Source organism: Nisaea sp. (genome assembly GCF_040217065.1).
Classification (GTDB): Bacteria; Pseudomonadota; Alphaproteobacteria; order Thalassobaculales; family Thalassobaculaceae; genus Nisaea.
In genome coordinates this window covers 25,417-47,980 of the sequence record NZ_JAVJNX010000010.1, presented here as the reverse complement: position 1 = coordinate 47,980, position 22,564 = coordinate 25,417, and the positions used below count along the sequence as shown (strand labels likewise).

Genomic DNA, 22,564 nt, shown 5'->3' with positions numbered 1-22,564 from the left:
GTGCGGTTCCAGATGGCACGGACTCCGACAAAAAAGCCTGCGGCGACCACCCGCCGCGCATCTTCCGGCGCGCGCAAGGCCGCCGGGAAGAGCGATGCTGCACGCAAGCCTGCAACGTCCCGGCGGCGCAAGTCTGCCGTGGTCCGCAAGCGCACGGGAATTGTCGTCCGGCTTGTCAAATTTGGAATTGTTGCCGCGATCTGGGCATTCGTGCTGGTCGGTGGAGTGTTTGCCTATCATGCCTACCAGTTGCCGGACATTACCGACCTGGACAGATATGAGCGGCAGGGCGCAACCCGGCTGCTCGATCGGGACGGGGCTTTGTTCGTATCCTACGGCGCCCTGCACGGGCGTCCGGTCACCGCGGCCAATCTTCCGCCCCCGCTGATCAATGCCCTGGTTGCGACCGAGGACAGGCGGTTTTTCTCTCATTTCGGTATCGATCCGATCTCCATCCTGCGTGCGGCCTTGGTCAATCTGAAGGCCGGGCGGACGGTGCAGGGCGGCAGCACGCTGACACAGCAGCTCGCCAAGAATGTCTTTCTCAGCGCGGACCGGTCCTATTCCCGGAAAATCCAGGAACTGCTGCTGGCTTTCTGGCTGGAGCATCGCTTCAGCAAGCAGGAGATCCTGGCGATCTATCTCAACCGGGTCTATTTCGGCGCCGGTGCCTACGGCGTGGACGCGGCGGCCCGGAAATATTACCGCCGTCCGGTGGAGGATCTGACCGCATACCAGTCCGCCATGCTGGTCGGTCTGCTGAAGGCGCCGTCACGCTACAATCCGGCCGTCGACCGCGCGCGTTCCGAGGGCCGGACCCGGCAGGTTCTGCTGAACATGGCCGATGCGGGATATCTGACCGAGGACGAGGCCGAGCGGATCGCCGCCAGACCGTCGGCAATTCAGGGCGCGGCGGGGGTCAGCCGGAACCATCGTTATTTCGCCGACTGGGCGCGTGAACGGGCGAACGGCTATGCTGGCCCCGGCGGCGGGGACCGGACAATCCGCACGACCCTTGACCGGCGGTTGCAGCGGATCGCGGAGCAGGCCGTCAGCGAGGGCATGAAACGCGGCGCCAAGAAAGGCGCCAGGCAGGTTGCCATGGTTGTGATGTCGCCGGACGGCGCCGTCCGGGCGATGATCGGCGGCCGCGACTATGCCGCCTCCCAGTTCAACCGGGCCACGCAGGCCCTGCGTCAGCCGGGCTCCGCCTTCAAGCCTTTCGTCTATCTGGCGGCACTGGAAGCGGGCTACACGCCGTCGACCAGACTGCCCGATACACCGGTGGCGTTGAATGGCTGGACGCCGCGCAATTTCGATGGCCGCTATCGGGGAGATGTCACGCTGGAGGACGCGCTGGCCAATTCCCTCAATGCGGCGACGGTCAATCTCTCCGAAGCAATCGGCCGGCGCCGGGCGCTTTCGGTCGCGCGCCGGCTCGGCGTGACGGCCACCCTGCCGGACCGGCCGAGCCTGGCGCTCGGAGCCGGTGAGGTAACGGTGCTGGAAATGACGGCGGCCTACGCGGCCTTCGCCAATCACGGGCAGTTCGTTTCGCCCTATGCGGTGGAACGGATCCAGACCTCGGCGGACGGGGCGATCTTTGCGCGCGATGACAGCGCCGCTCCCCAGGTTGTCGATGCCCGCATTGTCGCCGCCCTGAACCAGATGCTGCAGTCGGTCGTGGAAAGCGGCACCGGGCGCAAGGCCCGTATCGGACGTCCGGCGGCCGGCAAGACCGGCACCTCCCAGGATTTCCGGGATGCCTGGTTCATCGGCTATACGGCGGATCTGGTGGCGGGAGTCTGGGTCGGGCGGGACGACGCCTCCTTCATGGACGGCGTCACCGGCGGCAGCCTGCCGGCGGAGATCTGGGCGGCCTTCATGGCGGAGGCGGAAGACGGCCCGCCACGTCCGCTGGCCCTGAACCTTAACTAGAGCGTGCCTGTTTCCAGATCGATTATCAGCGGCAGATGGTCCGAGCTGACATGCGGCCCGACCGCGGCGCCGTCGGCCTTCAGGGTGGGTGTGATCAGAGCATGGTCGATCGGCAGCGCCATCAGGTCACCCAACCAGTTGTCACCCCAGGTGAAGGAGCGGCGCAGTCCGGGCACCAGCCGGGTGCCTGATTGGGCGGCGAGCTTCTGCACGGAGTGGCTCCACGGCGCGGCGTTGAAATCGCCGGTGATGACGAGCGGCGTGTCGAGCTGATCCCAGATACCGCTCAGCGCGTCGATCTGCTCGGCCTGGGGCAACGGGTACGGCCAGCGCAGATGCAGCGAGGCAACCGTCGTGTTCTTCCCGTCTTTGGAAACCGTGGCCCAGGCAAGCCGGTGATCGTTTATGCAGCCGGTTGCGGCAAAGGGCGTGCGCGACAGCACCGCGATCCCGACCGCGCCGCGATATCGGCAGATGACCCGATGCGGGTAGGCTTCCGTCAGGCGCTTCGTCACGCGCGGCGGCTCGACCGCGGCTTCCTGCAGGGTGACCACATCGGGCTGCATCTTTCCGATATAGGCCGCCACCCGGTCGATATGCGCGTTGTTGTGGTTCATGTTGAGGGACAGGATCCTGAGATGACCCGGTCCGTGCGGCCGGTCGTCCGCAAGCGTGCTGCCGCCGAAGAGTTGTCCCAGGGAGCCGATGCTGACCACGATCACGCCGGTCAGGAACAGGGCATTGATCCAGGCCCGTGTGGCCAGCAGCAACAGCAGGAAGGGCACGGCCAGCGCCAGCAGGTGCAGGCGCAGATGGGAGAAACTGTCCGCCGCTGGATGAAACGCACCGAACTGACCGGCGATCAGGGCGGCGGCGATGAGCCAGGAGCAGAACAGCGAGAAACGCCGGAGAGAATCCATACGAGATGTACCCAAAAGACAGCCATTGACGAATGTCCGGGACTCTCATGGGGAAATTTGACCGGATCATGACCCGGTGAGATGAGCAGGATCAGCCGTAGCGGTGCAGCGTGGCGCCGTGCCGCTTCAGCCAGGCGCGGGACATGTCCATATTGTCGACCAGACCGTCGACCAGCGCCCAGAACCGGCCGGAATGGTTCATCTCGACCAGGTGGGCGGCTTCATGGGCGCAGACATAGTCGAGCACATGTTCCGGCGCGAGGATCAGCCGCCAGGAGAAGGACAGCGCCCCGGTGGAAGAGCAGCTTCCCCAGCGGCTGCGGGTGTCGCGCACGGAGATCCGTGAAGGCTTCCGGCCGAGTTGCTCCGCATGGAAGCGGGCGCGGTCCGAGAGCTCCCGCCGGGCTTCCCGTTTCAGCCAGTCTGTCAGCCGTCGGGCCAGATGGTCGGCGCCGCCGGACACTTCCAGGTGGGGCGTGCCGTCCTCCGGCATCTCCGTGCGACGGACCGCGCCCCGCAGCTCCGGGGCATGCCGGATCCGGTGCTCGATACCGAGCAGGGGAATGGTGATGCCGTCGGCAAAGGGGATGGCGTCGGGCAGGCGGGCCAGCCGGTTTTCCAGCCAGACCACGTTGCGGGCGACGAAGCTCTCGGCCTGTGACAGGGAAACGCCGGGCGGCAGCACCAGCTCCGGCGCGCCGCGGGCCGGGTCGACCTTCAGCGACAGCCGCCGGGCCCGGGGCGAGATACGCACCGGCACTTCGATATCGGCGCCGTCACGGCCGCGCACGATCAGCGGGCGGGAAGCGGTCATGGGGCAGCTTTCGTCAAGGTCTTGTGGTTACGGATCGACAGACTACCAGATATTAGTGCCATTGAGGGAGCGCCTGATCAATCGCGGCGCGTCAATCCTTCGAGGCACCCGGGCGCGGGATCAGCATCACGGAGAGCACGCCGAGCACACCGACAACCGCGAACAGGTCCGGCATCACCAGGGGATGGTTGTTCTGCAGACTGCTGATGATGAAGGAGCCGACCGCTCCCGTGCCCATCTGCAGGAAGCCGAGCAGGGCGGAGGCGACACCGGCGATGTGCGGAAAACGGTGCATCGCGCCTGCCATGGAGCTCGGTATCGTGATGCCCAGTCCAATCAGCAACAGCATGCTCGGGCCGATGATCGCGGCGGCGGAGACATGGCCGAGCTGGGCCGGAATGAACATCGCGGCCCCTGCAAGCAGGCCGATGACACTGCCGATCCGGACCATGTTGTAGATCCCGATCCGGCTGCCGAACCGGTTGGTGATGATGTTGCCGGTCAGGAAGCCCGCGACATTGAACAGGATCAGCAGCCCGTAGGCCTGGGGCGAATAGCCGAGTTCCACCATCAGGATGTAGGGAGAGCCGGTCTGGTAGGCGAAGAGCATGCCGAAGATGCAGCCGTTCAGCGCCGCATAGCCGAAGAAGCGGCGATCCACGATGAGGGTGCCGTAGGTCCGGAGCATGCCGCCGAGCTTCATCGCATCGAAATTCTTGTGCTCGTTGGTCTCCGGCAGGCGAAACAGGCTGTAGAGGAACAGCATGCCGCCAACGACAGCCATGAGGATGAAGCTGGCCTGCCAGCCGAAGAAGCCCTGAAGCTGACCGCCAATGGTTGGTGTCAGCGCAGGTGACAGGGCCATGGCCATGCCGATGAAGGACATGATGCGCGCTGAATCCAAGCCTTCGGAACTGTCCCGTATCACAGCCCGGCTGACAGCATGGCCGGCGCAGGCGCCGATCGCGAGCAATATGCGGGCGCTGATCAGTCCCCAGATACTCGTTGCCATCGCGCAGGCGAGCGCCCCGGCAACATAGATGGCAAGCCCGGTCAGGATGACCGGACGCCGTCCGAACCGGTCGGACAGGGGTCCGGCCAGCAACTGGAAAAAGGCAAAGGCGGTGAAATGCACCGTCAGCGTGAGCTGGACGGTGCCCATGTCGGTCTGGAAATAATCGACCAGCGAGGGCAGCGACGGGACAAACAGGCCAACGGACATCTGGCCGAGGGCGACCATCAGCGTCAGAGTCGCGATGCCGCTGGCCGAATCAGCCCGGAAATCTGTTTTTTGCATGGATGATCTTCGACATGGAGGAAGGCCGCCCTGACGAGCGACCTCTCTTCATAGCGTATTTTTGCACTGCGGTAAAACCGGATGGTTTACCCGGCCTCGGCGAGGCTCTCCATGCCAAGCCGCTGCCGCTCCTCTTCCAGTAGCCGTCGCTTCCGTGGCACGCCCCAGCGGTAGCCGGTCAGGCTGCCGCCGGCGCCGACCGCGCGATGGCAGGGGATGATCAGGGCGACGCGGTTGCTGCCGCAGGCCCGGCCGACGGCCCGGGGCGCGCCCGGCTTGCCGATGGCGTGCGCCAGCTCGCCATAGGTCCGGGTCTCGCCATAGGGCACCTCCATCAGGGCTTCCCAGACCTGGCGCTGGAAGGCGGTCGCCTGGATATCGAGCGGCAGCTTGATGTCCGGCAGGCGTCCTTCAAGATGGGCGATCACGGCCTCGGTGATCCGTCCGAGCGTGTCGTCGTCCCGGACGATCTCCGCTTTCGGGAATTCCTCACGGAGTTCCCCCTCAAGCCTCCCGGCATCCTCGCCCAGGGCCAGAAAGCAGATCCCGCTTTCCGTGGCCGCGATGAGGATCTGGCCGAGCGGGCTTGGTGCGAGCGTGAAGGCGATGACCGCGCCGCGTCCGCCCTTGCCGTAGGTCGCCGGTGTCATGCCGAGCTGGCCGCGGGCTTTCTCATAGAGCCGGCTGGAGGAGCCGTATCCGGCGCCATACAGCGCCGGGGAAACGGCTTCGCCCGATTTCAGGTTTTCGCGCAGTCTGCCGAGCCGCCGCGTGTCCCAGTATTGCCGGGGAGTGACGCCGGTCGCGGCCTTGAAGGTGCGTTGCAGGTGATAGGGCGAGAGGCCGGTGGCGTCAGCCAAATCGTCCAGGGTCGGGGCGGTTTCGTCTGCCGCGTCGAGCAGGGCGCAGGCGGTCTCAACGGCTTCAAGCCGCCGGGTTTCGGCCGCGTCCGCGCCAAGGCATTTCCGGCAGGCCCGGTAGCCGCCCGCCTCTGCGGCGGCGGCGCTATCATAAAAGCGGACATTCTCGCGTTTCGGTCTGCGCGAGGAACAGCTCGGACGGCAATAGATACCCGTGGTGGTCACCGCGTAGAAGAACACGCCATCCGCTGTGGCGTCGCGGGTCTGCACCGCCGTCCAGCGCTGCGCATCGTCGGTGATGTGGTTCGATTCTGGCGTTCCGGTTGAAATGCTGTCCGGCATGGGTCCGGCCTCCTCGGTGACTTCGCCCATTTTATACTCTTTCGACGCTGCTTCCGACTATCCGCTGATTGCGCGGCAAACCGGGCATTTCCGTCGCGGTTGGCTGAGCGGAACAGAAAAAGCGAACAGTTCATATTTTCAAATGAAAAGAAAGCCTTAGCCGTAGTCATTGCAACGAAAATGTCACGGTTCTTTCACCGTTCGGACGTGAGCCGGGAATAGGGTCGGCGCTCATATTTATTCCAACGGAGCCTCTTATGAAAGCGACCAAGACGATCCTCGCCGCTGCGACCGGCCTCGCCATGCTCGGCGCCGGTGCCGCAAACGCGGCCACCGAAATCACCTTCTGGCATGCCATGGGCGGCGGCCTCGGCGAGACGGTCAACACCATCGCCAAGGACTTCAACGCGTCCCAGAGCGAGTACAAACTGACCCCGATCTACAAGGGCGGCTACGAAGAGACCATGACCGCCGGGATCGCGGCGTTCCGCGCCGGTGAAGCGCCGAACATCATCCAGATCTTCGATGCCGGCTCCGCCACCATCATCAATGCCAAGGGTGCCGTCTATCCGGTTGCCAAGCTGCTGAACGAGAACGGCGTTCCGTTCCACGCCGAGGATTATATCTCCGGCGTGCGCAACTTCTATGCGGACAGCAAGGGCGACATGATCGGCATGCCGTTCAACAGCTCCACCCCGGTGCTGTATTACAACAAGGACGCGCTCGCCAAAGCCGGCGTGCAGCCGCCGAAGACCTGGGAAGAGTTCGAGGACATCGCGCCGAAGCTGAAGAAAGCCGGCTATATCGCCCTTTCCCAGTCCCACACCCCGTGGATCTTCTCCGAGAATTTCCACTCCCGGCACAACATCCCGCTGGCGGACGAGAATAACGGCTTCGACGGCGTTGCCACCAAGATCAACTACAACAACGAACATATGCGCATGCATTTCTCCAAGGCACGCGCATGGCAGCAGGCCGGTCTGTTCGGCTATTACGGCAGCAAGTGGGGCGACAACCAGAAGCCCTTCATCGACCAGGAAGTCGCCATGTGGCTCGGCTCCTCGGGGTCCTTCGGCGGCCTGAAGTCGAGCGCCAAATTCGACTTCGGCACCACCAACCTGCCCTACTGGAACAGCATCACCAAGGGTGAGGAATACACCACCTTCATCGGTGGCGCCGCGCTCTTTGCTTTCAGCGGCAAGGACAAGGCCGAGAACGAAGGCGTTGCCAGGTTCTTCCAGTTCCTGACCAAACCGGAGACCCAGGTCTTCTGGCACAAGGAAACCGGTTACGTGCCGATCACCAACGCCGCTTACACGCTGGCCAAGGAAACCGGTTACTACAAGGACGAGCCGGACGCCGAAGTCGGCATCCAGCAGCTGAACCAGAAGGCGGCCGCCAACAACAAGGGCTATCGCCTCGGCTACTACGTTCAGATCCGTGAGGTCATGACCCGCGAATATGACCAGGTCTTCGCCGGCACCAAGTCCGTCGACGACGCTTTCGCGGCCATCGAGGACGGCGCCAACAAGCTGCTGGCCCGCTTCGCCAAGACGGTCCAGTAACCAGCATTGCCCGTAAGAGCGGCGGGCGGTTTCAACCGCCCGCCGCTTTCCCGTTCCGGCTCATCAAGGGATACCGCCGATGAAACGGCAGCAATTCGACAGCTCAACCCTGCCGTATCTGCTGATCGCGCCGCAGCTTGCGATCATCTTTATTTTCTTTGTCTGGCCCGCGGCCCAGGCGGTCTACCAGTCCTTCATGCTGGAAGACCCGTTCGGTCTGGCCAGCCAGTTCGTCGGGTTCGACAATTTCATCGACGTGGTTTCGAACGAGCATTACGCCCGCTCGGCGCTGTTCACCGCGCTCTTCTCCGGGCTGGTCGCCTTTCTCTCCATGGCCATCGCCCTGCTGCTGGCGGTCAAGGCGGACGGCATCCTGCACGGCCAGTCGGCCTACAAGATCATGCTGACGTGGGTCTATGCCGTGGCGCCGGCCGTTGCCGGCATGATGGGGGTTTTCCTGTTCGACCGCAGCATCGGTCCGCTCAATCACCTGTTCAACGCCACCGGCTGGCCGTTCAACCCGCAGCTCGACGTGTTCGACGCCTCGGTGACGGTGATCCTGGTCTCGGTCTGGAAGCAGATCAGCGTGAACTTCATCTATTTCCTTGCCGGTCTGCAGTCCATCCCGCGCGCCGTGCGCGAAGCGGCCCTGATCGACTGCCGCAACGGCTTCCGCCGGTTCTGGACGGTGACCCTGCCGCTGCTGGCACCGACCGGCTTCTTCGTGCTGGTGATCAACATCACCTATGCCTTCTTCGAGACCTTCGGTGTGATCGACACCATGACCCGCGGCGCCCCCGGTGGCGGCACGGCGACGCTGGTCTACAAGGTCTATCAGGACGGCTTCCTCGGCGCGGATATCGGCGGCAGCTCCGCCCAGTCCGTCATTCTCATGATCCTCGTGCTCGGGCTGACCATCGTGCAGTTCCGTGTGCTCGAGAAGCGAATCCATTACTGAGCCGGGGATCGAGCCATGCACCGCATCAAACTCACGGACCATCTGATCCTGATCTTCGGCGTGCTGTTTCTGCTGCTGCCGATCTGGGTGGTCTTCGCTTCCTCGACGCACCGGCCGGAAACCATTCTGAACCAGGGACTGCAATTCTGGATCGGCGACTATTTCTGGGAAACCTACAGCGCCGTGCTGTTCGACAATACGGGCTTCACCGAGGCCGTGAACGCCGTGCTGATGCTGAAGAACTCACTGATCCTCGGCCTCGGCTTCTCGGTCGGCAAGATCCTGATCTCGACCATCGCCGCCTACGCCATCGTCTATTTCCGGTTCCCGGCGGGCAGCTTCTTCTTCTGGATCATCTTCTCCTCCCTGCTGCTGCCGCTGGAGGTGCGGATCATCCCGTCCTACGAGGTGGTCTCGAAACTCGGCATGCTGAATTCCTATACCGGCCTGATCCTGCCGCTGATTGCCTCCGCGACCGCCACCTTCTTCTTCCGCCAGTTCTACAAGTCGGTGCCGGAAGAGATCCTGGAAGCTGCCCGGATCGACGGTGCCGGGCCGTTCCGTTTCTTCGTCGATATCCTGCTGCCGCTGTCGAAAACCATGATCGCGGCGATCTTCATCATCATGTTCGTGGTCGGCTGGAACCAGTATCTCTGGCCCATCCTGATGACCACGGACGAGAGCTATTTCACGGTCGTCATGGGGATCAAGCAGATCCTGAACGATCTCGAAGGCAATCGTATCCCGCAATACAACAAGGCCCTCGCGCTGTCCTTCCTGGCGATGCTGCCCCCGGTCATGGTGGTGCTGATCTTCCAGCGGTGGTTCGTGAAAGGTCTTGTCGAGTCCGAGAAATGAGGAACTGAGGATGGCCGAGGTCGCACTCAACAACGTCGAGAAAACCTATCCGAACGGCTTCAAGGCCATTCACGGGATAGATATCGACATTCATGACGGCGAGTTCATCGCGCTCGTCGGCCCGTCGGGCTGCGGGAAATCGACCCTGCTGCGTATGGTGGCCGGGCTGGAAAGCATTTCCGGCGGAGACGTCTCCATCGCGGGCCGGGAGGTGAACAGGCTGGAGCCGGCGGACAGGGACATCGCCATGGTGTTCCAGAACTACGCGCTCTACCCGCACATGACCGTCCAGGGGAACATGGCCTACGGGTTGAAGAACCGCGGCATGCCGAAGGACGAGATCGCCCGGCGGGTCCGGAAGGCCGCCGAAATTCTGGAGCTCTCGGCGCTTCTCGACCGGCGGCCGCAGCAGCTTTCCGGCGGCCAGCGCCAGCGTGTCGCCATGGGCAGGGCCATCGTCCGCGAGCCCGCCGTCTTCCTGTTCGACGAGCCGCTCTCTAATCTCGATGCAAAGCTCCGCGTGCAGATGCGGGTCGAGGTGAAGACACTGCAGCGCCGGCTCGGCACGACCAGCCTCTCTGTCACCCACGATCAGGTCGAGGCCCGGACCAGGGCGGACCGGCTGGTGGTGATGCATGCGGGCATCGCCGAGCAGATCGGCACCCCGATCGAGGTCTATGACCGCCCGGCCAGCATGTTCGTCGCGGCGTTCATCGGCTCCCCCTCCATGAATTTCATGACAGGCACGGCCGAGAGCGGCGCGGCCGTGCTCGGCTCCGGCCAGCGCATCGGCCTGAACGGGCAGGCGAAAAACCTGACCGAGGGCCAGCCGGTGACGGTCGGCATCCGGCCGGAACATTTCCAGCCCTGCGGCGACGGCGAGGGCGTCGAAGTGCGCATCGATCTGGTCGAGCATCTCGGCGCGGAAACGCTGATGCACGGCACGGCACCGGGCAATGGCGACCTGACCACGATCCGGATCGCCGGACATCAGACGCTTGCGGGCGGCGAAAGCCTGCGGGTCACCGTCGCGCCGGATCAGGTGCACCTGTTCGACCCGGAGAGCGGCAAGCGGCTCTGAGCTAGACGCCGACCTTCGCCAGCAGACGTTTCAGTTCCTCCCGCTCGGCAGTGTCGAGCGGCGTCAGCATCTGTTCCTCGACGGCGAGATGGGACATGACGAGCCTGTCCGCCAGCGCGAAGCCGTCTTCGGTCAGGGCGATCTTGAGGCTGCGCCTGTCTTTCGGGTCCGACCGGCGCTCGACCAGGCCACGTTTTTCCAGACGGTCGAGCCGGTTGGTCATGGCCGAGGTTGAAAGCATCATCTCGCCGGCCAGCGCCGAAGGCGTCAGGGTTTCGCCTCTGCCCTGACGGCGCAGCGTCAGCAACACGTCGAATCCGGCGCCATCGAGCCCGCCTTTCGCGGCATTGCCTTCAACCGCGGTCCGGACCCTGTCATTCGCCCGCCGCAGCGCGCCGCAGACCGCCATGGGGGACGGATCGAGGTCGGGCCGTTCCCTTTTCCACTGCTGAAGGATCGTCTCCAACGGAGCGCCCTGTGCGGATTCCGCAGGCGATCTTGCACGCGAGTCTTGACTCATGGATCTTTCGCCATCAAATAGTTCGATATCAAATTATGTGATGCCGTATAATCGTGCATCGAATGATGGCAACTTAAGACACCCGCTGCTGATTGTGAAGGACTTGCCCCATGAATTATTTCCGTACAACGGACCATCCGATCGAACCGCTCTTTCTGGACCGATGGTCGCCGCGCAGTTTCGAGCCCGAAATCATGCCGGACGAAGACCTGCTGACAATTCTCGAAGCGGCCCGGTGGGCTCCCTCCGCCTTCAATATTCAGCCGTGGCATTTCCTCTATGCGACCCGGAACGGTGCCCATTGGGACCGGTTCGTCGGCGTGCTGGACGATTTCAACAATGCCTGGGCGCGCGATGCCGCCGTTCTCTTCGTCTTGCTCTCCGATACGCTCATGCCGGGGGACGCGACCCGGCCCGACCGGGTGTCCACGATAAACAGTTTCGATGCGGGGGCGGCCTGGGCCCATCTCGCGCTCCAGGCCACGGCGCGGGGCTACCACGCCCATGCAATGGCCGGGATTGACCGGGAGCAGGCACGCGCCGCGCTCTCTATCCCGCACCGCTTCAAGATTGAAATCGCCATTGCGGTCGGTCGCAGAGGGGCGCCGGAGCGGTTGCCCGATGCGCTGGCCGAACGGGAGCAGCCAAGCGGCCGCAAGCCGTTGTCCCGGATTGCCACGCCGGGAGCCTTCCCGGCGGGGACAGTGCGCTAGACTGAAAGGAGAATCGCGATGACGCAATCGCTTGACCATCCCGCGGAAGGCGCGCAACCAAGATCGATGTTCGCGAATCCGTCCTTGCTTCTGATTATGACCGGCGCCCTGATAGGGGTGAATTTCCCGCTCGGGAAGATCGCCGGCGATGCCGGTGTCTCACCCATCCTCTGGGCCATGATCCCGTCGCTCGGGGTTGCCGCGATGATGCTGCCGGTCCTTGTCCTGCGGCGCGGTCTCCGGCGTCCGGACCGCGTGCTGGCGCGCTTTTCGGTGATTGCGGGGCTGGTCTCCTACGTGATCCCGAACATCATTCTCTTTGCCGTCATTCCGCATGCGGGCGCCGGCTATATGGGGCTGATGTTCGCCCAGTCGCCGGTCTTCACCCTGGCCTTCTCGGCCCTGCTCGGCCTCAAGACACCGAACCGGCTCGGTCTTGCCGGGATTGCCGTCGGACTGGCTGGGGCGGCGATTGTCAGCCTGACACGGGGCGCGGCGCCGGATGCGCCGGACCTGTTCTGGATCGTGGCGGGCTTCGCCGTGCCGGTGGCGCTTGCCGTCGGCAATGTCTACCGGACCGTGGCCTGGCCGGAGAACACTTCGCCCGACGCGCTCGCCTTCTGGAGCCATGGGGCGGCAATCGTCGCTTTCATCGCGCTGCTGTTTCTGGTGGAGGGGAGTGTGCCCATTGCCTCCCTGGCGGCCGTGCCCGGAGCGGCCCTGTTGCAGGCGGTGGCGGCCGCGGCGACCTTCCCGCTTTTCTTCCGGCTGCAGCATCTCGGCGGGCCGGTGCTTCTGAGCCAGATCGGCTATGTCGCCGCCAGCGTCGGTCTGGTGATAGCCACCTTCCTGCTCGACGAGCGCTACAGTCTCGAGACCTGGGCCGGTGCCGTGGTCATTGCCGTGGGTATTGGTCTGACTGTGATGGCGCAGCGGCGCGGCTGACCGTTCTTTGATCCGCGACCCCGGGTATAGCCCCGGAATCCACTTCCGCACAGCGCGTGGGGACGCTATAGCTCGGCAATGACATTTGATCAGATTGCCATCCTCGCCATTGTCGTTGGCGCCCTTGCAGCCTTCATCTGGGGGCGGTACCGGATCGATCTCGTTGCCATGGTGGCGCTGCTGCTGTCGGTGGCTGCAGGCGTCGTCGATCCGTTCACGGCATTTTCCGGTTTCGGCCATCCCGCCGTGATCACGGTGGTGGCCGTGCTCGGCATGTCGGCGGCGCTGACCCGGTCCGGCGCGGTCGGCGTGATCGCGGAACGCATTGCCCAGCGCACCAAGTCGGACCGGGCGAAGAGCTTCTCGCTGATCGGTCTGGCCGGGCTGATGTCCAGCGTGATGAACAATGTCGGCGCCCTGGCATTGCTGATGCCGATCACCCTGTCGGTCGCGCGCAAGGCCGGGCTTTCGCCCTCGCGGCTGCTGATGCCGTTGTCCTTTGCCTCGCTGCTAGGGGGCATGGTGACCCTGATCGGCACGCCGCCAAACATCATCATTGCCGATTATCGCCGCAAGGCGGTTGGCGAGTCGTTCCAGATGTTCGACTTCCTTCCGGTCGGCCTTGCGGTTGCTTCTGTCGGTATCCTTTATCTGGTTTTCATCGGGATCCGGCTGGTGCCGAACCGGCGCGGAAACGACGAGGGAAAGCGCCTTTTCGAGCTTTCCAGTTATGTCACGGAATTCAGGGTTCCTGCCGATTCGCGGATAATCGGGCAAACCATCAAGGCGCTGGGCGAACGGAACGAGGAGGGCGGGCGGCCGACTGTGCTTGCCCTGCTGCGCGGAAATGAGCGCGTGGTCCGGCGGCTGACCCGCGAGCCGTTGGTGGAAGGCGACCTGCTGCTGGCCCACGGCTCCGCCGAACAGATCGAGGCAGCGGTGCAGAAGGGCCTCGAGCTGGTCGACGCCAAGGAGCTGGACGCGATCAAGTCCGACATGTCGGAAGATGCGGAATTGTCCGTGGTCGAGGCGGTGATGCCGCCGCGCGCCTGGATCGAGGGCCGCAGCGCGGCCATGCTTCGCTTGCGCTCGCGCTACGGGCTGAACCTGCTGGGCGTTGCCCGCGGCGGCGCGCCGATCAATACAAGGCTGCGGGACGTGCGGTTTCGGGCGGGCGACGTGCTGATGCTGCAGGGCGACAGCGACCAGATTTACGGCACCATTTCCTCGCTTGGCTGCCTGCCACTGGCGCAGCGCCGGATGAGCCTGGAGCGGCCGAAAATCCTCGTTCCCGCGCTGCTGTTCCTGGCCGCCATCGTTGCCGCCAGTGTCGGTTTCGTTCCAGCGGCGGTGACGCTCGCGGGCGGTCTCACGGCCATGGTGCTGACGGACAACATCTCCATGGCCGAGGTCTATGACGCCATCGACTGGCAGATCGTGGTCCTGCTGGGAGCGATGATACCGGTCGGCACGGCCATGCATGAAACCGGGGCGGCGGGGCTGATCGCCGGTGCGCTGGCAGGCGCGGTGGCCGATGTCTCGCTTTATCTCGTGCTGGCGCTGTTGCTGATGCTGACCATGTTCCTCACGGACATGATGAACAACGCGGCGACGGCACTGGTCATGGCGCCCGTCGCGCTCGGTATCTCGGAGCAGCTCTCGGTCAATCCCGACCCCTTGCTGATGGCTGTCGCGATCGGCTCTTCCAGCGCCTTCCTGACGCCGATCGGGCACCAGAACAACCTGCTGGTGATGGGGCCTGCCGGATACAGGTTCGGGGATTACTGGCGGGTCGGCCTGCCGCTCGATCTTCTCATCATCGCGGTGGCCGTTCCGTTACTGCCCGTGGTCTGGCCGTTCTGAGGCGCCAGCCTTCAACCGGGTCAAGGCCTTCAACCGGGGTAATGCATGTCTGAGCAAAAGACGGGAGTTGGCCTGATCGATCCCGGCCTGATTGTGCCGGCCATCATGCTGGTCGGGCTCGGCGGTCTCTGGGGGCTGTCCTTCTCGCTGTCGAAAGTGGCGGCGATGGGCGGGGTGCATCCCTTCGCCTATGCCTGGATGCAGTCGACCGGTGCGGCTCTGTTTCTGATCCTGGTCTGTCTTCGCAAGGGCATTCCGTTCGATTTCAGCCGGGGCCATCTGATGTTTTTCGTTGGCGCCGCGGTGATCGGCCTGGTGCTGCCGAACATCAACATCATCACGACCGCGAAATATATTCCGGCGGGTGTGATGAGCACGGTGGTCTCGACCGTGCCGGTACTTGGCTATGTGCTGGCCGTGGCCTTCCGGATCGAGGGCTTTCGCTGGAATAGCGCGGTCGGCATAGGGCTTGGTCTGGTCGGCGCCCTGCTGATGGTGCTGCCGAAGACCAGCCTGCCGTCGCCGGACATGGTGCCCTGGGTGCTGCTTGCCTTCCTGACCCCCGCGCTCTATGCCTGCAGCGGGATATTCAGCGACCGGATGCGGCCCGAAGGCACGCATTCGCTGGCGGCGGCGCGCGGCATGCTGATCGTGGCGTCGCTTGCGACATTGCCGCTGATGCTGGCGGTGGACGGCTTCTACCCGCTGATGGCGGACCCGGGTCCGACGGATTACGCCATGCTCGGACAGATCTGCATCTCCTCCGTCGCCTACATGCTGTATTTCGAGATCCTGAAGCGGGCGGGGCCCGTCTTCCTCAGCCTGGTATCCTACGTCGTCACCCTGTTCGGCCTCTTCTGGGGCTGGGTGGTTTTCGGCGAGATCCATTCTGCCTGGATCTGGGCTGCCGTCGGCTGCGTCTTCACCTCGCTGGTGCTGGTGAATATCGGGCGCCGGGCGCGCTGAAAAAGAAAAGCGCCCCGGGCGGAACCCGGAGCGCTTTCCTGGTCCGAGTGTTGCCTGGTTCAGGCAGCTTTCGCCGGAAGGGCGAAGTTCACGGCGTCCAGTTCGGAGACCAGCGAGGCGGCCTTGTCGGCCGGGAGCGGCATGAACGGGGCGCGGACATTGCGCCAGCTTGCCTTGCCGCTGTCCTTTGCCAGCAATTCCTTCAGCGCGGCGGCTGCCGGATAGTTCTGCAGGGTCAGGCGCTCACGGGTGAGCTGGTCCTGCAATGCTTCGGCATCGGCCGAGCCGGCTTTCCAGGCGGCATAGACCTTGGCGCAGCCGCCGACCGTGACGTTGCCCGTCGCGGTGATGGTGCCGACGCCGCCGGCCTTCAGGGTGTCGAGCAGATAGCGCTCGGTGCCCGCGAAAACGTCGAAGCCCGGGAACTTTTCGGCCATCGCCTTCATGTTCTCGAAATCGCCGGAGCTGTCCTTGATACCGTAGACAGTGTTCGGGAATGCCTTCAGCATCCGGGCGATCAGCTCATGGCTGAACGGCACTGCGGACATCTGCGGGAAATGATAGAGATAGACCTTCATCGCATCGCTGCCGATGGCCTCGAAGGTGCGCGAGAAATGGGTGAACAGACCCTCGTCGCTCGGGTTCTTGTAATAGAACGGCGGCAGCATCAGGACATGCTCGATACCGATATCGAGGGAGGCCTTGGTCAGGGCGACCGTGTCCGGCAGGGCGCAGCAGCCGGTGCCGATCATCAGTTTGTCCTTCGGCAGATCGGACGCGCCGAGCTTCTCGAGGAAGGCCAGCCGCTCGTCGACGGACAGCGAGTTGGCTTCGCCGGTGGTGCCGAACAGCAGCACACCGTCGCAGCCGCTGTCCAGCAGCCAGCGGGTATGGGCGAGGGTAAGGTCGGTGTCGACCGAAAGATCGTCTTTGAAGGCGGTCAGGCCGGCGGCCATGACACCCTTGATGCGCGGGCTCGTGCTCATGCGCGCTCTCCTTGGGGATTGAAGGACGGAAGGAAGCCGGATCTTAATCGGGCGCGGGATTCCATTCAAGCGGGGGCGACACCACGATGCGGAAGAACTGCCGTGCGCTTACGGCGTCAGCCGGCGATCCGCTTGGTCAGGTCTTTCGCGATCTCTTCCGGTGTGGCGTCGAAGCCGAAATGGCTGACATAGCGCCCGTCCGGGCCCATCAGGTAGGTGATGGTGGAATGATCCATCAGATAGTCGCTGAACTCCGCGCTCTCGACCTTCTGGAAGAACACCCGGTAGGCCTTGGCCACGTCCGAGATCTGTTCCGGGGTGCCGGTCAGATAATGGATCTTGTCGTGGAAATGCTCACTGTAGTCGCCGAGAGCCATGGCGGTATCCCGGGCCGGATCGATGGTGATGAAGACCGGCTCGACCTGTTCGGCCACCTGAGGGTCCAGCATGTCGAGCGCCTGGGTGATCACTGTCAGCGTGGTCGGGCAGACGTCCGGGCAATAGGTGTAGCCGAAGAAGACCAGCATGTGGCGGCCCTTGAGGTCCTCGCTCGACAAAGCCGCGCCGGTCTCGTCCGTCAGCGTGAAGGGGCCGCCGACAAGATCCGCGGTGCTGGACTCTCCGCCGATTCGGCCGCCGCTGACGATCCAGTAGCCGGCGGCGATGGAGCCGGCCAGCGCAAGGCTGAGAAAGCCGACGAGGAAAAAGAAGGTCCGTTTCGACATGTCAGCTCCGGTATCCGTACGGCTGTGGGGCGATCAGTCGGGAATATGGCGCCGTCGCATCGGAATTGCGAGAGGGTCTTGCGCAATTGCCGGGCCTCGAAGGCATTGAACCGGCATTCGATCAGGATTTGCCTGGGAGACGCGGCACTGCGGTAAAACGCCTCATTCCTCTCCGGCTGGGGCTGGATCACCGCGCCGTCGGGGGCGCCGCAAGAAAACCGTACCGCATGTCCCATCTCCTGCTGGCCCGGCCAGGCGGGATGCGGTCAGCCGGAAAGTATCGATGGCGCGCGGTGTTCGCTCAAACGCCGTCTCCGATATTCAGGCCGCGCAGCCTCCAGGGCGACAACGCGCCGGAGGGTTCTCCAGCTCCGATATGATCGGCGAGGGAGAGGGACAGCGGGGCGATCTCCAGCGCCAGCGCGGCCTCCGGCGTCAGACCGAGGAGCGCGGCGATGATCGCCCGGATCGAGCCGCCATGGCCGATCAGCACGATATCCCGACCCCGGTAGGCTGCGGTCAGGGTCTCCAGGGCGGTGGCCGCGCGCTGCATCAGCACGGCGAAACTCTCTCCGCCGGGCGGACAGCTGCGAGCCGGATTGTCCCAGAAGGCCCGGTATTCAGCCGACCTCTCGCGGCCAAGCGCGTCGTGGGTCGCGCCCTCCCAGGTCCCGAAATCCTGTTCCGCGAAAGCGGGCTCGACGATCCGGTCCTTCGGCACCCAGCCGGCCGCCGCGAGCATCTCGGCTGTTTCCGTTGTGCGGCGGAGCGGTGTGGTGACGAGCAGGCTGTCGGCCGGCAGCCGCGCCGCGATCCGCCGGAAAAGGGCGGCGTCCTGCGGCAGCACGGATACGTCCGTGCGGCCATAGACGGTGCCTTTGTCTACCGCCGCCGGGGCATGGCGGAGCAGGTGCCAGCGCGTCGCCGCGCTCATGCGGGCCAGCCGAAACCGGCGGCGTCGGCGGGAAGCATGGTGAGGGCCAGCAGCACAAAACATTCCACGGTCTGTTCGCTGCCGCCGAGCACATCGCCGGTATAGCCGCCGATCTGCCGCTTCGCGAGCAGTGCGGTCGCGCCTCCGGCAAGTGCCGTGGCGGCCATGGCGGCGATGAAACCGGGGCCGGGAATCAGGAATAAGGACAGCAGGGTGCCAAGGGCGAGGCAGAGACCGGTTGTCACCGGTTTTGCCCGGCCGGCGCCGCTGCCGAGGCCGGTCGCGGTGGCGGGCGCCAGGCAATAGGCAATCGGCAGGATGGCCGTGCGGCCGAGAACATGCGCCGCCATGAGGCCGAGTGCGGCAAGCCACGGCGCGGCGATGGCAAGGTTGGCGAGGCAGGCGGCCTTGATCCCGGTGACGAGGACGAGGGCGAGCACGCCGTAGGAGCCGACACGGCTGTCCCGCATGATCTCGATCTTCCGCTCTTTCGTGCCGCCGCCACCGAAGCCGTCCGCCAGATCGGCGAGGCCGTCTTCATGCAGTCCGCCGGTCAGCCCGGCGGTAAGCGCGAGGGCCAGCAGGGCGGCCGCAAGCAGGGGAATTCCGGCATGGGCGCCGAGCCAGAGGATACCGCCACCGAAGGCGCCGACCAGCAGCCCGACCAGGGGAAAGGCCCAGCCGGTATGCATCAGCGGCCGGTCGTCGCGCACGGGTGCCGGAACCGGCAGCCGGGTCAGGAACATCAGGGCATGGAGCAGGTCATCCGCCCACCAGGGGCGCCAGACCGAAGCCGGTTTCTTGCTCGCCATGACTGCCAGAATCCTGTCGTACTGATCCGTTGCGCGGCGTCTTCGCGCGTCGCCCCCGGACTATGCACAGGCCCGGATCGCCTGTATAGGGGGCGGCATTCCAAAGAACAGCTCCCTGTGATGATCCATGAGCGACGACCGTTTTTCGCCCGAGAGTGCGACCTTCGACGAGATCCGCGGCCTGTTCCGCACCCTGCCCCCGGCGGACCTCGAGGCGGGCACCGCCGCGGTCAGCCGCGAGGCGCAGCTGACCAAGCCGTCCGGCTCGCTCGGCCGGCTTGAGGAGCTGACGCGCTGGCTGGCGGCCTGGCAGGGCAAGTACCCGCCGACCGTCGAGCATCCCCGGATCTGCGTCTTCGCCGCCAATCATGGCGTGACGGCCAAGGGCGTCTCCGCCTACCCGGCCGATGTCACCGCGCAGATGGTGCAGAATTTCATTTCCGGCGGCGCCGCGGTGAACCAGCTTGCCCAGCTGTTCGATGCAGACCTCAGGGTTTACGAGATGGCGCTTGACCAGCCGACGGCGGATTTCACCGAAGAAGCGGCGATGGATAATGGCGACTGCGCCAAGGCCATGGCCTACGGCATGATGGGGGTCGAGCCGGGCATCGATCTGCTGTGTCTCGGCGAGATGGGCATCGGCAACTCGACCTCCGCCGCCGCGATCTGCCATGCGCTCTATGGCGGCACGGCGGAAGACTGGACCGGTCCCGGCACCGGTGTTACCGGGGATGCCTACAATGCCAAGGTGAAGGCGGTGGCCGATGGCGTCGCCCTGCATCGGGCGCGGACGCAGGATCCGCTGGAACTCTTCGCCGCCGTCGGCGGGCTGGAGCTCGCGGCCATCGCGGGCGCGGTGCTGGCCGCCCGCATGGCGCGGGTGCCGGTGCTGCTGGACGGGTATGCCTGCACGGCCGCCGCCGCTGTCCTGCATGCCGCCGATCCGCGCAGCATCGAGCATTGCCAGGTCGCCCATTGCTCCGCCGAGCCGGGCCACAGGCTACTGCTGGAGAAGATCGGCAAGGAGCCGATCCTCGATCTCGGCATGCGGCTGGGCGAAGGCTCCGGTGCGGCCGTGGCCATCGGTATCCTGAAATCGGCGGTGGCCTGCCACACCGGCATGGCGACCTTCGCCGATGCCGGTGTCAGCGGCCCGGCCTGAACTCATGCCGAAACCCTGGCGCGTGCTCGACAGCAGGATCGCATATAGCGACCGGTTCCTGGCCCACCGCATGGACACGTGCGAGACGCCGCATGGCCAGATCGTCGATCCCTATCATGTGGTCGAGCTGCCCGACTGGGTGAACATGGTGGCCGTGACCGAGGACCATCAGGTGCTGATGGTGCGGGAGTACCGGCACGGTATCGGCGAGGTGGTGTTCGGGTTGCCGAGCGGGACCGTCGATCCGGGGGAGACCGACCCGATGGGCACGGCCAAGCGGGAGCTGCGCGAAGAGACCGGCGCGGAGGCCCCGCACTGGGTGCAGACGGGACGGATGTATCCGAACGCGGCTGTGATGACGAATACCTGCTTCAGTTTCCTTGCGGTCGGCGCCCGCGTCACCGGCGCGACCGACTTCGACGATGCCGAGGATATCGAGACCGTGCCGGTGCCGATCGAGGATCTCTATCGCCGGCTTCTGGCCCGCGAGCTGACCATGACGGCGATGCATCTGGTCAATCTGCACGAATCCGGGCTCTATATCCTGACCTCGGGCGATCCGCTGGTGGCGGATCTGCGCGCCAAGCTGGCGCCGCTCTACGCGCCGACCTGACCTACTCGCCAACCTGGAGCAGGCGGCCCTCCTTGCGGGCGCTGCGGTAGGCCAGCCAGAAGATCCCGGCGCCGATGATGAAATAGACGACATTGAGCATCATTGCCCCGGCGATCAAGTCGAGCCGGAAGGTGCCTTCGAACAGCACGGCGCGCATGCCTTCGAAGACATAGGCGGACGGTGTCGCCCAAGCGACCATCTGCAGCCATTCCGGCATTACCGAGACCGGGTAATAGACGGCGGAGATCGGCGCGAAGGCGAAAACCAGCACCCAGGCGAGGCTTTCGGCACCAAGCCCGAAGCGCAGGATCACACCGATCACCGCAAGCGCAATGCCCCAGGCCATGAAGAACAGGCAGGCCATGAAGGCGAACAGCGGCGGGCCGATCGAGAATATCGAGAAATCATAGAACAGGATGGCCAGCAGGGCCGGTGGCAGGGCGCCGATCATCGTGCGCAGCAGGCTCATCATCATCAGCGTGATGACGAATTCATGCGGCCGGAGCGGGCTGACGAACAGATGGCCGAGATTGCGCGACCACATTTCTTCCAGGAAGCAGAGCGAGAATCCCATCTGGCCCCGGAACAGGATGTCCCAGAGCAGCACACCCGCCAGCAGCACGCCGGCGGCGCTGGCGACCCAGCTCGACTGGTCGAGGAAGAATTTGGTGACGAAGCCCCACTGGATCATCTGCATGGTCGGCCAGTAGGCCATTTCCAGCAGCCGGGGCCAGGAGCCGCGCATCAGGTAGAAATAGCGCAGCGCCATGGCCTGGATCCGGCCGGCATTGAACAGGGATGCGGGCGGCGGGGTGAAGTCGAGATCCGCGCTCATGCCGGCTCCTTATCTGCGTCTGCGCCGCCGTTCGCCGCCGCGCCGGTCTGCCGGGCAACATCGAGGAAGACTTCATCCATGGTCCGGCGGCCGTATTTGGCCAGCAGGTCGGCCGGGCTGCCCCGGTCGACGATGGTCCCCTGCCGCATCATCAGAACGCCGGCGCACAACCGCTCGACCTCCTGCATGTTGTGCGAGGCAAGCAGGACTGTTGCCTGGGTCTCGCGCTGATAGGTTTCCAGATAGGTTCGGATCCAGTCCGCCGTATCGGGATCGAGCGACGCGGTGGGCTCGTCCAGCAGCAGCACGCGCGGCTTGTTGATCAGCGCCTTGGCAAGGGCGACACGGGTCTTCTGCCCGGCCGACAGCTTGCCGGAGGGCCGGGACATGAAATCCGTCATGTGGAGCAGTTCCGCCAGTTCGGCGATGCGCGCCTTCGGGTCCGGGACAGAGTAGAGCCCGGCATAGATCCGTAAATTCTCGCGCACGGTCAGCCGGTGCGGCAGGTCGACATAGGGCGAGGAGAAATTCATGTAGGGCAGCGCCCGGTAGCGGTCGCTCGCCATGTCGCAGCCGAGGATCGAGACGCTGCCGCCGGTCGGCTCCAGCAGACCCAGCATCATGGCGATGGTCGTCGTCTTGCCCGCGCCGTTGCCGCCGAGCAGCCCCATCGTCACGCCCGCGGGGACGGAAAAGCTGACACCGCGCACGGCATGTACCGTGCCGTAGCGTTTTTCCAGGTCTCGAACCTCGATGACCGTCTTGCTCATGAAACCGTGCTCTTGGGAGTTCGTCCGGGGCGCCTAAATCGGCGTCGCGACCTTAGCCCGGGCTGTGCTACTGGACAATGATGCAAT

The 22,564-nt window shown here is 64.7% G+C and carries 22 protein-coding genes; 11 read left to right on the top strand and 11 right to left on the bottom strand.

Annotation, left to right across the window (positions count from 1 at the left end):
* The first annotated feature begins 12 nt into the window (after positions 1–12).
* Positions 13–1,938: a transglycosylase domain-containing protein gene (locus RH950_RS16225; RefSeq protein ID WP_350058630.1), complete on the top strand. Its 1,926-nt coding sequence runs from the start codon at positions 13–15 to the stop codon at positions 1,936–1,938.
* On the opposite strand, the gene RH950_RS16220 is transcribed toward RH950_RS16225, so the two are convergent.
* The 4 genes from RH950_RS16220 to ada form a co-directional block, all read right to left on the bottom strand.
* Entirely contained in the window at positions 1,935–2,858 is a 924-nt protein-coding gene (locus tag RH950_RS16220) for an endonuclease/exonuclease/phosphatase family protein (RefSeq protein ID WP_350058628.1), read from the bottom strand. The genes RH950_RS16225 and RH950_RS16220 overlap by 4 nt on opposite strands.
* Positions 2,859–2,949: 91 nt before the next feature.
* Positions 2,950–3,672, bottom strand: coding sequence for a M48 family metallopeptidase (locus tag RH950_RS16215; RefSeq protein ID WP_350058626.1), 723 nt, complete (start codon positions 3,670–3,672; stop codon positions 2,950–2,952).
* Positions 3,673–3,763: 91 nt separating this feature from the next.
* Positions 3,764–4,969, bottom strand: a complete 1,206-nt coding sequence (locus tag RH950_RS16210; protein WP_350058624.1) for a multidrug effflux MFS transporter — start codon at positions 4,967–4,969, stop codon at positions 3,764–3,766.
* Positions 4,970–5,055: 86 nt separating this feature from the next.
* Positions 5,056–6,201: a bifunctional DNA-binding transcriptional regulator/O6-methylguanine-DNA methyltransferase Ada gene (gene ada / locus RH950_RS16205; protein ID WP_350058622.1), complete on the bottom strand. Its 1,146-nt coding sequence runs from the start codon at positions 6,199–6,201 to the stop codon at positions 5,056–5,058.
* Positions 6,202–6,428: 227 nt separating this feature from the next.
* Here ada and ugpB point away from each other — a divergent pair, with 227 nt between their 5' ends.
* The 4 genes from ugpB to RH950_RS16185 all read left to right on the top strand — a co-directional run bounded on the left by ugpB (position 6,429) and on the right by RH950_RS16185 (position 10,633).
* On the top strand, positions 6,429–7,736 hold the full coding sequence (ugpB, locus tag RH950_RS16200) for a sn-glycerol-3-phosphate ABC transporter substrate-binding protein UgpB (protein ID WP_350058620.1): 1,308 nt from the start codon (positions 6,429–6,431) through the stop codon (positions 7,734–7,736).
* Positions 7,737–7,815: 79 nt separating this feature from the next.
* Positions 7,816–8,694, top strand: coding sequence for an ABC transporter permease (locus RH950_RS16195; RefSeq protein WP_350058618.1), 879 nt, complete (start codon positions 7,816–7,818; stop codon positions 8,692–8,694).
* A gap of 15 nt (positions 8,695–8,709) precedes the next feature.
* Positions 8,710–9,552 (top strand): sn-glycerol-3-phosphate ABC transporter permease UgpE, encoded by an 843-nt coding sequence (ugpE, locus tag RH950_RS16190; protein ID WP_350058616.1) that lies wholly within the window; start codon positions 8,710–8,712, stop codon positions 9,550–9,552.
* A 10-nt stretch (positions 9,553–9,562) separates the two neighbouring features.
* Complete coding sequence (locus tag RH950_RS16185) at positions 9,563–10,633, top strand: sn-glycerol-3-phosphate import ATP-binding protein UgpC (RefSeq protein WP_350058614.1); 1,071 nt, start codon at positions 9,563–9,565, stop codon at positions 10,631–10,633.
* Position 10,634: 1 nt separating this feature from the next.
* On the opposite strand, the gene RH950_RS16180 is transcribed toward RH950_RS16185, so the two are convergent.
* A complete protein-coding gene (locus RH950_RS16180; RefSeq protein WP_350058612.1) occupies positions 10,635–11,153 on the bottom strand; it encodes a MarR family winged helix-turn-helix transcriptional regulator in 519 nt (172 codons plus the stop codon).
* A gap of 110 nt (positions 11,154–11,263) precedes the next feature.
* Here RH950_RS16180 and RH950_RS16175 point away from each other — a divergent pair, with 110 nt between their 5' ends.
* The 4 genes from RH950_RS16175 (at position 11,264) to RH950_RS16160 (ending at position 15,640) form a co-directional block, all read left to right on the top strand.
* Positions 11,264–11,866 (top strand): nitroreductase family protein, encoded by a 603-nt coding sequence (locus RH950_RS16175; protein WP_350058610.1) that lies wholly within the window; start codon positions 11,264–11,266, stop codon positions 11,864–11,866.
* Positions 11,867–11,884: 18 nt separating this feature from the next.
* Positions 11,885–12,811, top strand: coding sequence for a DMT family transporter (locus RH950_RS16170; RefSeq protein WP_350058608.1), 927 nt, complete (start codon positions 11,885–11,887; stop codon positions 12,809–12,811).
* Between the two features lie 78 nt (positions 12,812–12,889).
* Positions 12,890–14,674 (top strand): SLC13 family permease, encoded by a 1,785-nt coding sequence (locus RH950_RS16165; protein ID WP_350058606.1) that lies wholly within the window; start codon positions 12,890–12,892, stop codon positions 14,672–14,674.
* A gap of 45 nt (positions 14,675–14,719) precedes the next feature.
* Entirely contained in the window at positions 14,720–15,640 is a 921-nt protein-coding gene (locus RH950_RS16160) for a DMT family transporter (RefSeq protein WP_350058604.1), read from the top strand.
* A gap of 59 nt (positions 15,641–15,699) precedes the next feature.
* Here RH950_RS16160 and RH950_RS16155 read toward each other — a convergent pair whose 3' ends face one another.
* The 4 genes from RH950_RS16155 to cobS form a co-directional block, all read right to left on the bottom strand.
* Complete coding sequence (locus RH950_RS16155) at positions 15,700–16,626, bottom strand: dihydrodipicolinate synthase family protein (protein ID WP_350058602.1); 927 nt, start codon at positions 16,624–16,626, stop codon at positions 15,700–15,702.
* 116 nt (positions 16,627–16,742) lie between these two features.
* Complete coding sequence (locus RH950_RS16150; RefSeq protein ID WP_350058600.1) at positions 16,743–17,351, bottom strand: SCO family protein; 609 nt, start codon at positions 17,349–17,351, stop codon at positions 16,743–16,745.
* Positions 17,352–17,652: 301 nt separating this feature from the next.
* A complete protein-coding gene (locus RH950_RS16145; RefSeq protein ID WP_350058598.1) occupies positions 17,653–18,285 on the bottom strand; it encodes a histidine phosphatase family protein in 633 nt (210 codons plus the stop codon).
* Positions 18,282–19,097: an adenosylcobinamide-GDP ribazoletransferase gene (gene cobS / locus RH950_RS16140; protein WP_350058596.1), complete on the bottom strand. Its 816-nt coding sequence runs from the start codon at positions 19,095–19,097 to the stop codon at positions 18,282–18,284. The genes RH950_RS16145 and cobS overlap by 4 nt, the downstream gene beginning before the upstream one ends.
* A 127-nt stretch (positions 19,098–19,224) precedes the next feature.
* On the opposite strand from cobS, the gene cobT reads away from it, so the two are divergent.
* Both cobT and RH950_RS16130 read left to right on the top strand, forming a co-directional pair.
* On the top strand, positions 19,225–20,259 hold the full coding sequence (cobT, locus tag RH950_RS16135; RefSeq protein ID WP_350058594.1) for a nicotinate-nucleotide--dimethylbenzimidazole phosphoribosyltransferase: 1,035 nt from the start codon (positions 19,225–19,227) through the stop codon (positions 20,257–20,259).
* Between the two features lie 4 nt (positions 20,260–20,263).
* On the top strand, positions 20,264–20,872 hold the full coding sequence (locus RH950_RS16130) for an NUDIX hydrolase (RefSeq protein WP_350058592.1): 609 nt from the start codon (positions 20,264–20,266) through the stop codon (positions 20,870–20,872).
* Position 20,873: 1 nt separating this feature from the next.
* Here the strand turns inward: RH950_RS16130 and RH950_RS16125 are convergent, their stop codons facing one another.
* Positions 20,874–21,707, bottom strand: a complete 834-nt coding sequence (locus RH950_RS16125) for an ABC transporter permease (RefSeq protein WP_350058590.1) — start codon at positions 21,705–21,707, stop codon at positions 20,874–20,876.
* Positions 21,704–22,477, bottom strand: coding sequence for an ABC transporter ATP-binding protein (locus tag RH950_RS16120; protein WP_350058588.1), 774 nt, complete (start codon positions 22,475–22,477; stop codon positions 21,704–21,706). Before RH950_RS16120 ends, RH950_RS16125 begins: the two co-directional genes overlap by 4 nt.
* Positions 22,478–22,564: the final 87 nt, after the last annotated feature.

Coding starts and splice junctions, on each gene's coding strand:
- RH950_RS16225 (WP_350058630.1), top strand. CDS start 13: ATGGCACGGACTCCGACAAAAAAGCCTGCGGCGACCACCCGCCGCGCA.
- RH950_RS16220 (WP_350058628.1), bottom strand. CDS start 2,858: ATGGATTCTCTCCGGCGTTTCTCGCTGTTCTGCTCCTGGCTCATCGCC.
- RH950_RS16215 (WP_350058626.1), bottom strand. CDS start 3,672: ATGACCGCTTCCCGCCCGCTGATCGTGCGCGGCCGTGACGGCGCCGAT.
- RH950_RS16210 (WP_350058624.1), bottom strand. CDS start 4,969: ATGCAAAAAACAGATTTCCGGGCTGATTCGGCCAGCGGCATCGCGACT.
- ada (WP_350058622.1), bottom strand. CDS start 6,201: ATGGGCGAAGTCACCGAGGAGGCCGGACCCATGCCGGACAGCATTTCA.
- ugpB (WP_350058620.1), top strand. CDS start 6,429: ATGAAAGCGACCAAGACGATCCTCGCCGCTGCGACCGGCCTCGCCATG.
- RH950_RS16195 (WP_350058618.1), top strand. CDS start 7,816: ATGAAACGGCAGCAATTCGACAGCTCAACCCTGCCGTATCTGCTGATC.
- ugpE (WP_350058616.1), top strand. CDS start 8,710: ATGCACCGCATCAAACTCACGGACCATCTGATCCTGATCTTCGGCGTG.
- RH950_RS16185 (WP_350058614.1), top strand. CDS start 9,563: ATGGCCGAGGTCGCACTCAACAACGTCGAGAAAACCTATCCGAACGGC.
- RH950_RS16180 (WP_350058612.1), bottom strand. CDS start 11,153: ATGAGTCAAGACTCGCGTGCAAGATCGCCTGCGGAATCCGCACAGGGC.
- RH950_RS16175 (WP_350058610.1), top strand. CDS start 11,264: ATGAATTATTTCCGTACAACGGACCATCCGATCGAACCGCTCTTTCTG.
- RH950_RS16170 (WP_350058608.1), top strand. CDS start 11,885: ATGACGCAATCGCTTGACCATCCCGCGGAAGGCGCGCAACCAAGATCG.
- RH950_RS16165 (WP_350058606.1), top strand. CDS start 12,890: ATGACATTTGATCAGATTGCCATCCTCGCCATTGTCGTTGGCGCCCTT.
- RH950_RS16160 (WP_350058604.1), top strand. CDS start 14,720: ATGTCTGAGCAAAAGACGGGAGTTGGCCTGATCGATCCCGGCCTGATT.
- RH950_RS16155 (WP_350058602.1), bottom strand. CDS start 16,626: ATGAGCACGAGCCCGCGCATCAAGGGTGTCATGGCCGCCGGCCTGACC.
- RH950_RS16150 (WP_350058600.1), bottom strand. CDS start 17,351: ATGTCGAAACGGACCTTCTTTTTCCTCGTCGGCTTTCTCAGCCTTGCG.
- RH950_RS16145 (WP_350058598.1), bottom strand. CDS start 18,285: ATGAGCGCGGCGACGCGCTGGCACCTGCTCCGCCATGCCCCGGCGGCG.
- cobS (WP_350058596.1), bottom strand. CDS start 19,097: ATGGCGAGCAAGAAACCGGCTTCGGTCTGGCGCCCCTGGTGGGCGGAT.
- cobT (WP_350058594.1), top strand. CDS start 19,225: ATGAGCGACGACCGTTTTTCGCCCGAGAGTGCGACCTTCGACGAGATC.
- RH950_RS16130 (WP_350058592.1), top strand. CDS start 20,264: ATGCCGAAACCCTGGCGCGTGCTCGACAGCAGGATCGCATATAGCGAC.
- RH950_RS16125 (WP_350058590.1), bottom strand. CDS start 21,707: ATGAGCGCGGATCTCGACTTCACCCCGCCGCCCGCATCCCTGTTCAAT.
- RH950_RS16120 (WP_350058588.1), bottom strand. CDS start 22,477: ATGAGCAAGACGGTCATCGAGGTTCGAGACCTGGAAAAACGCTACGGC.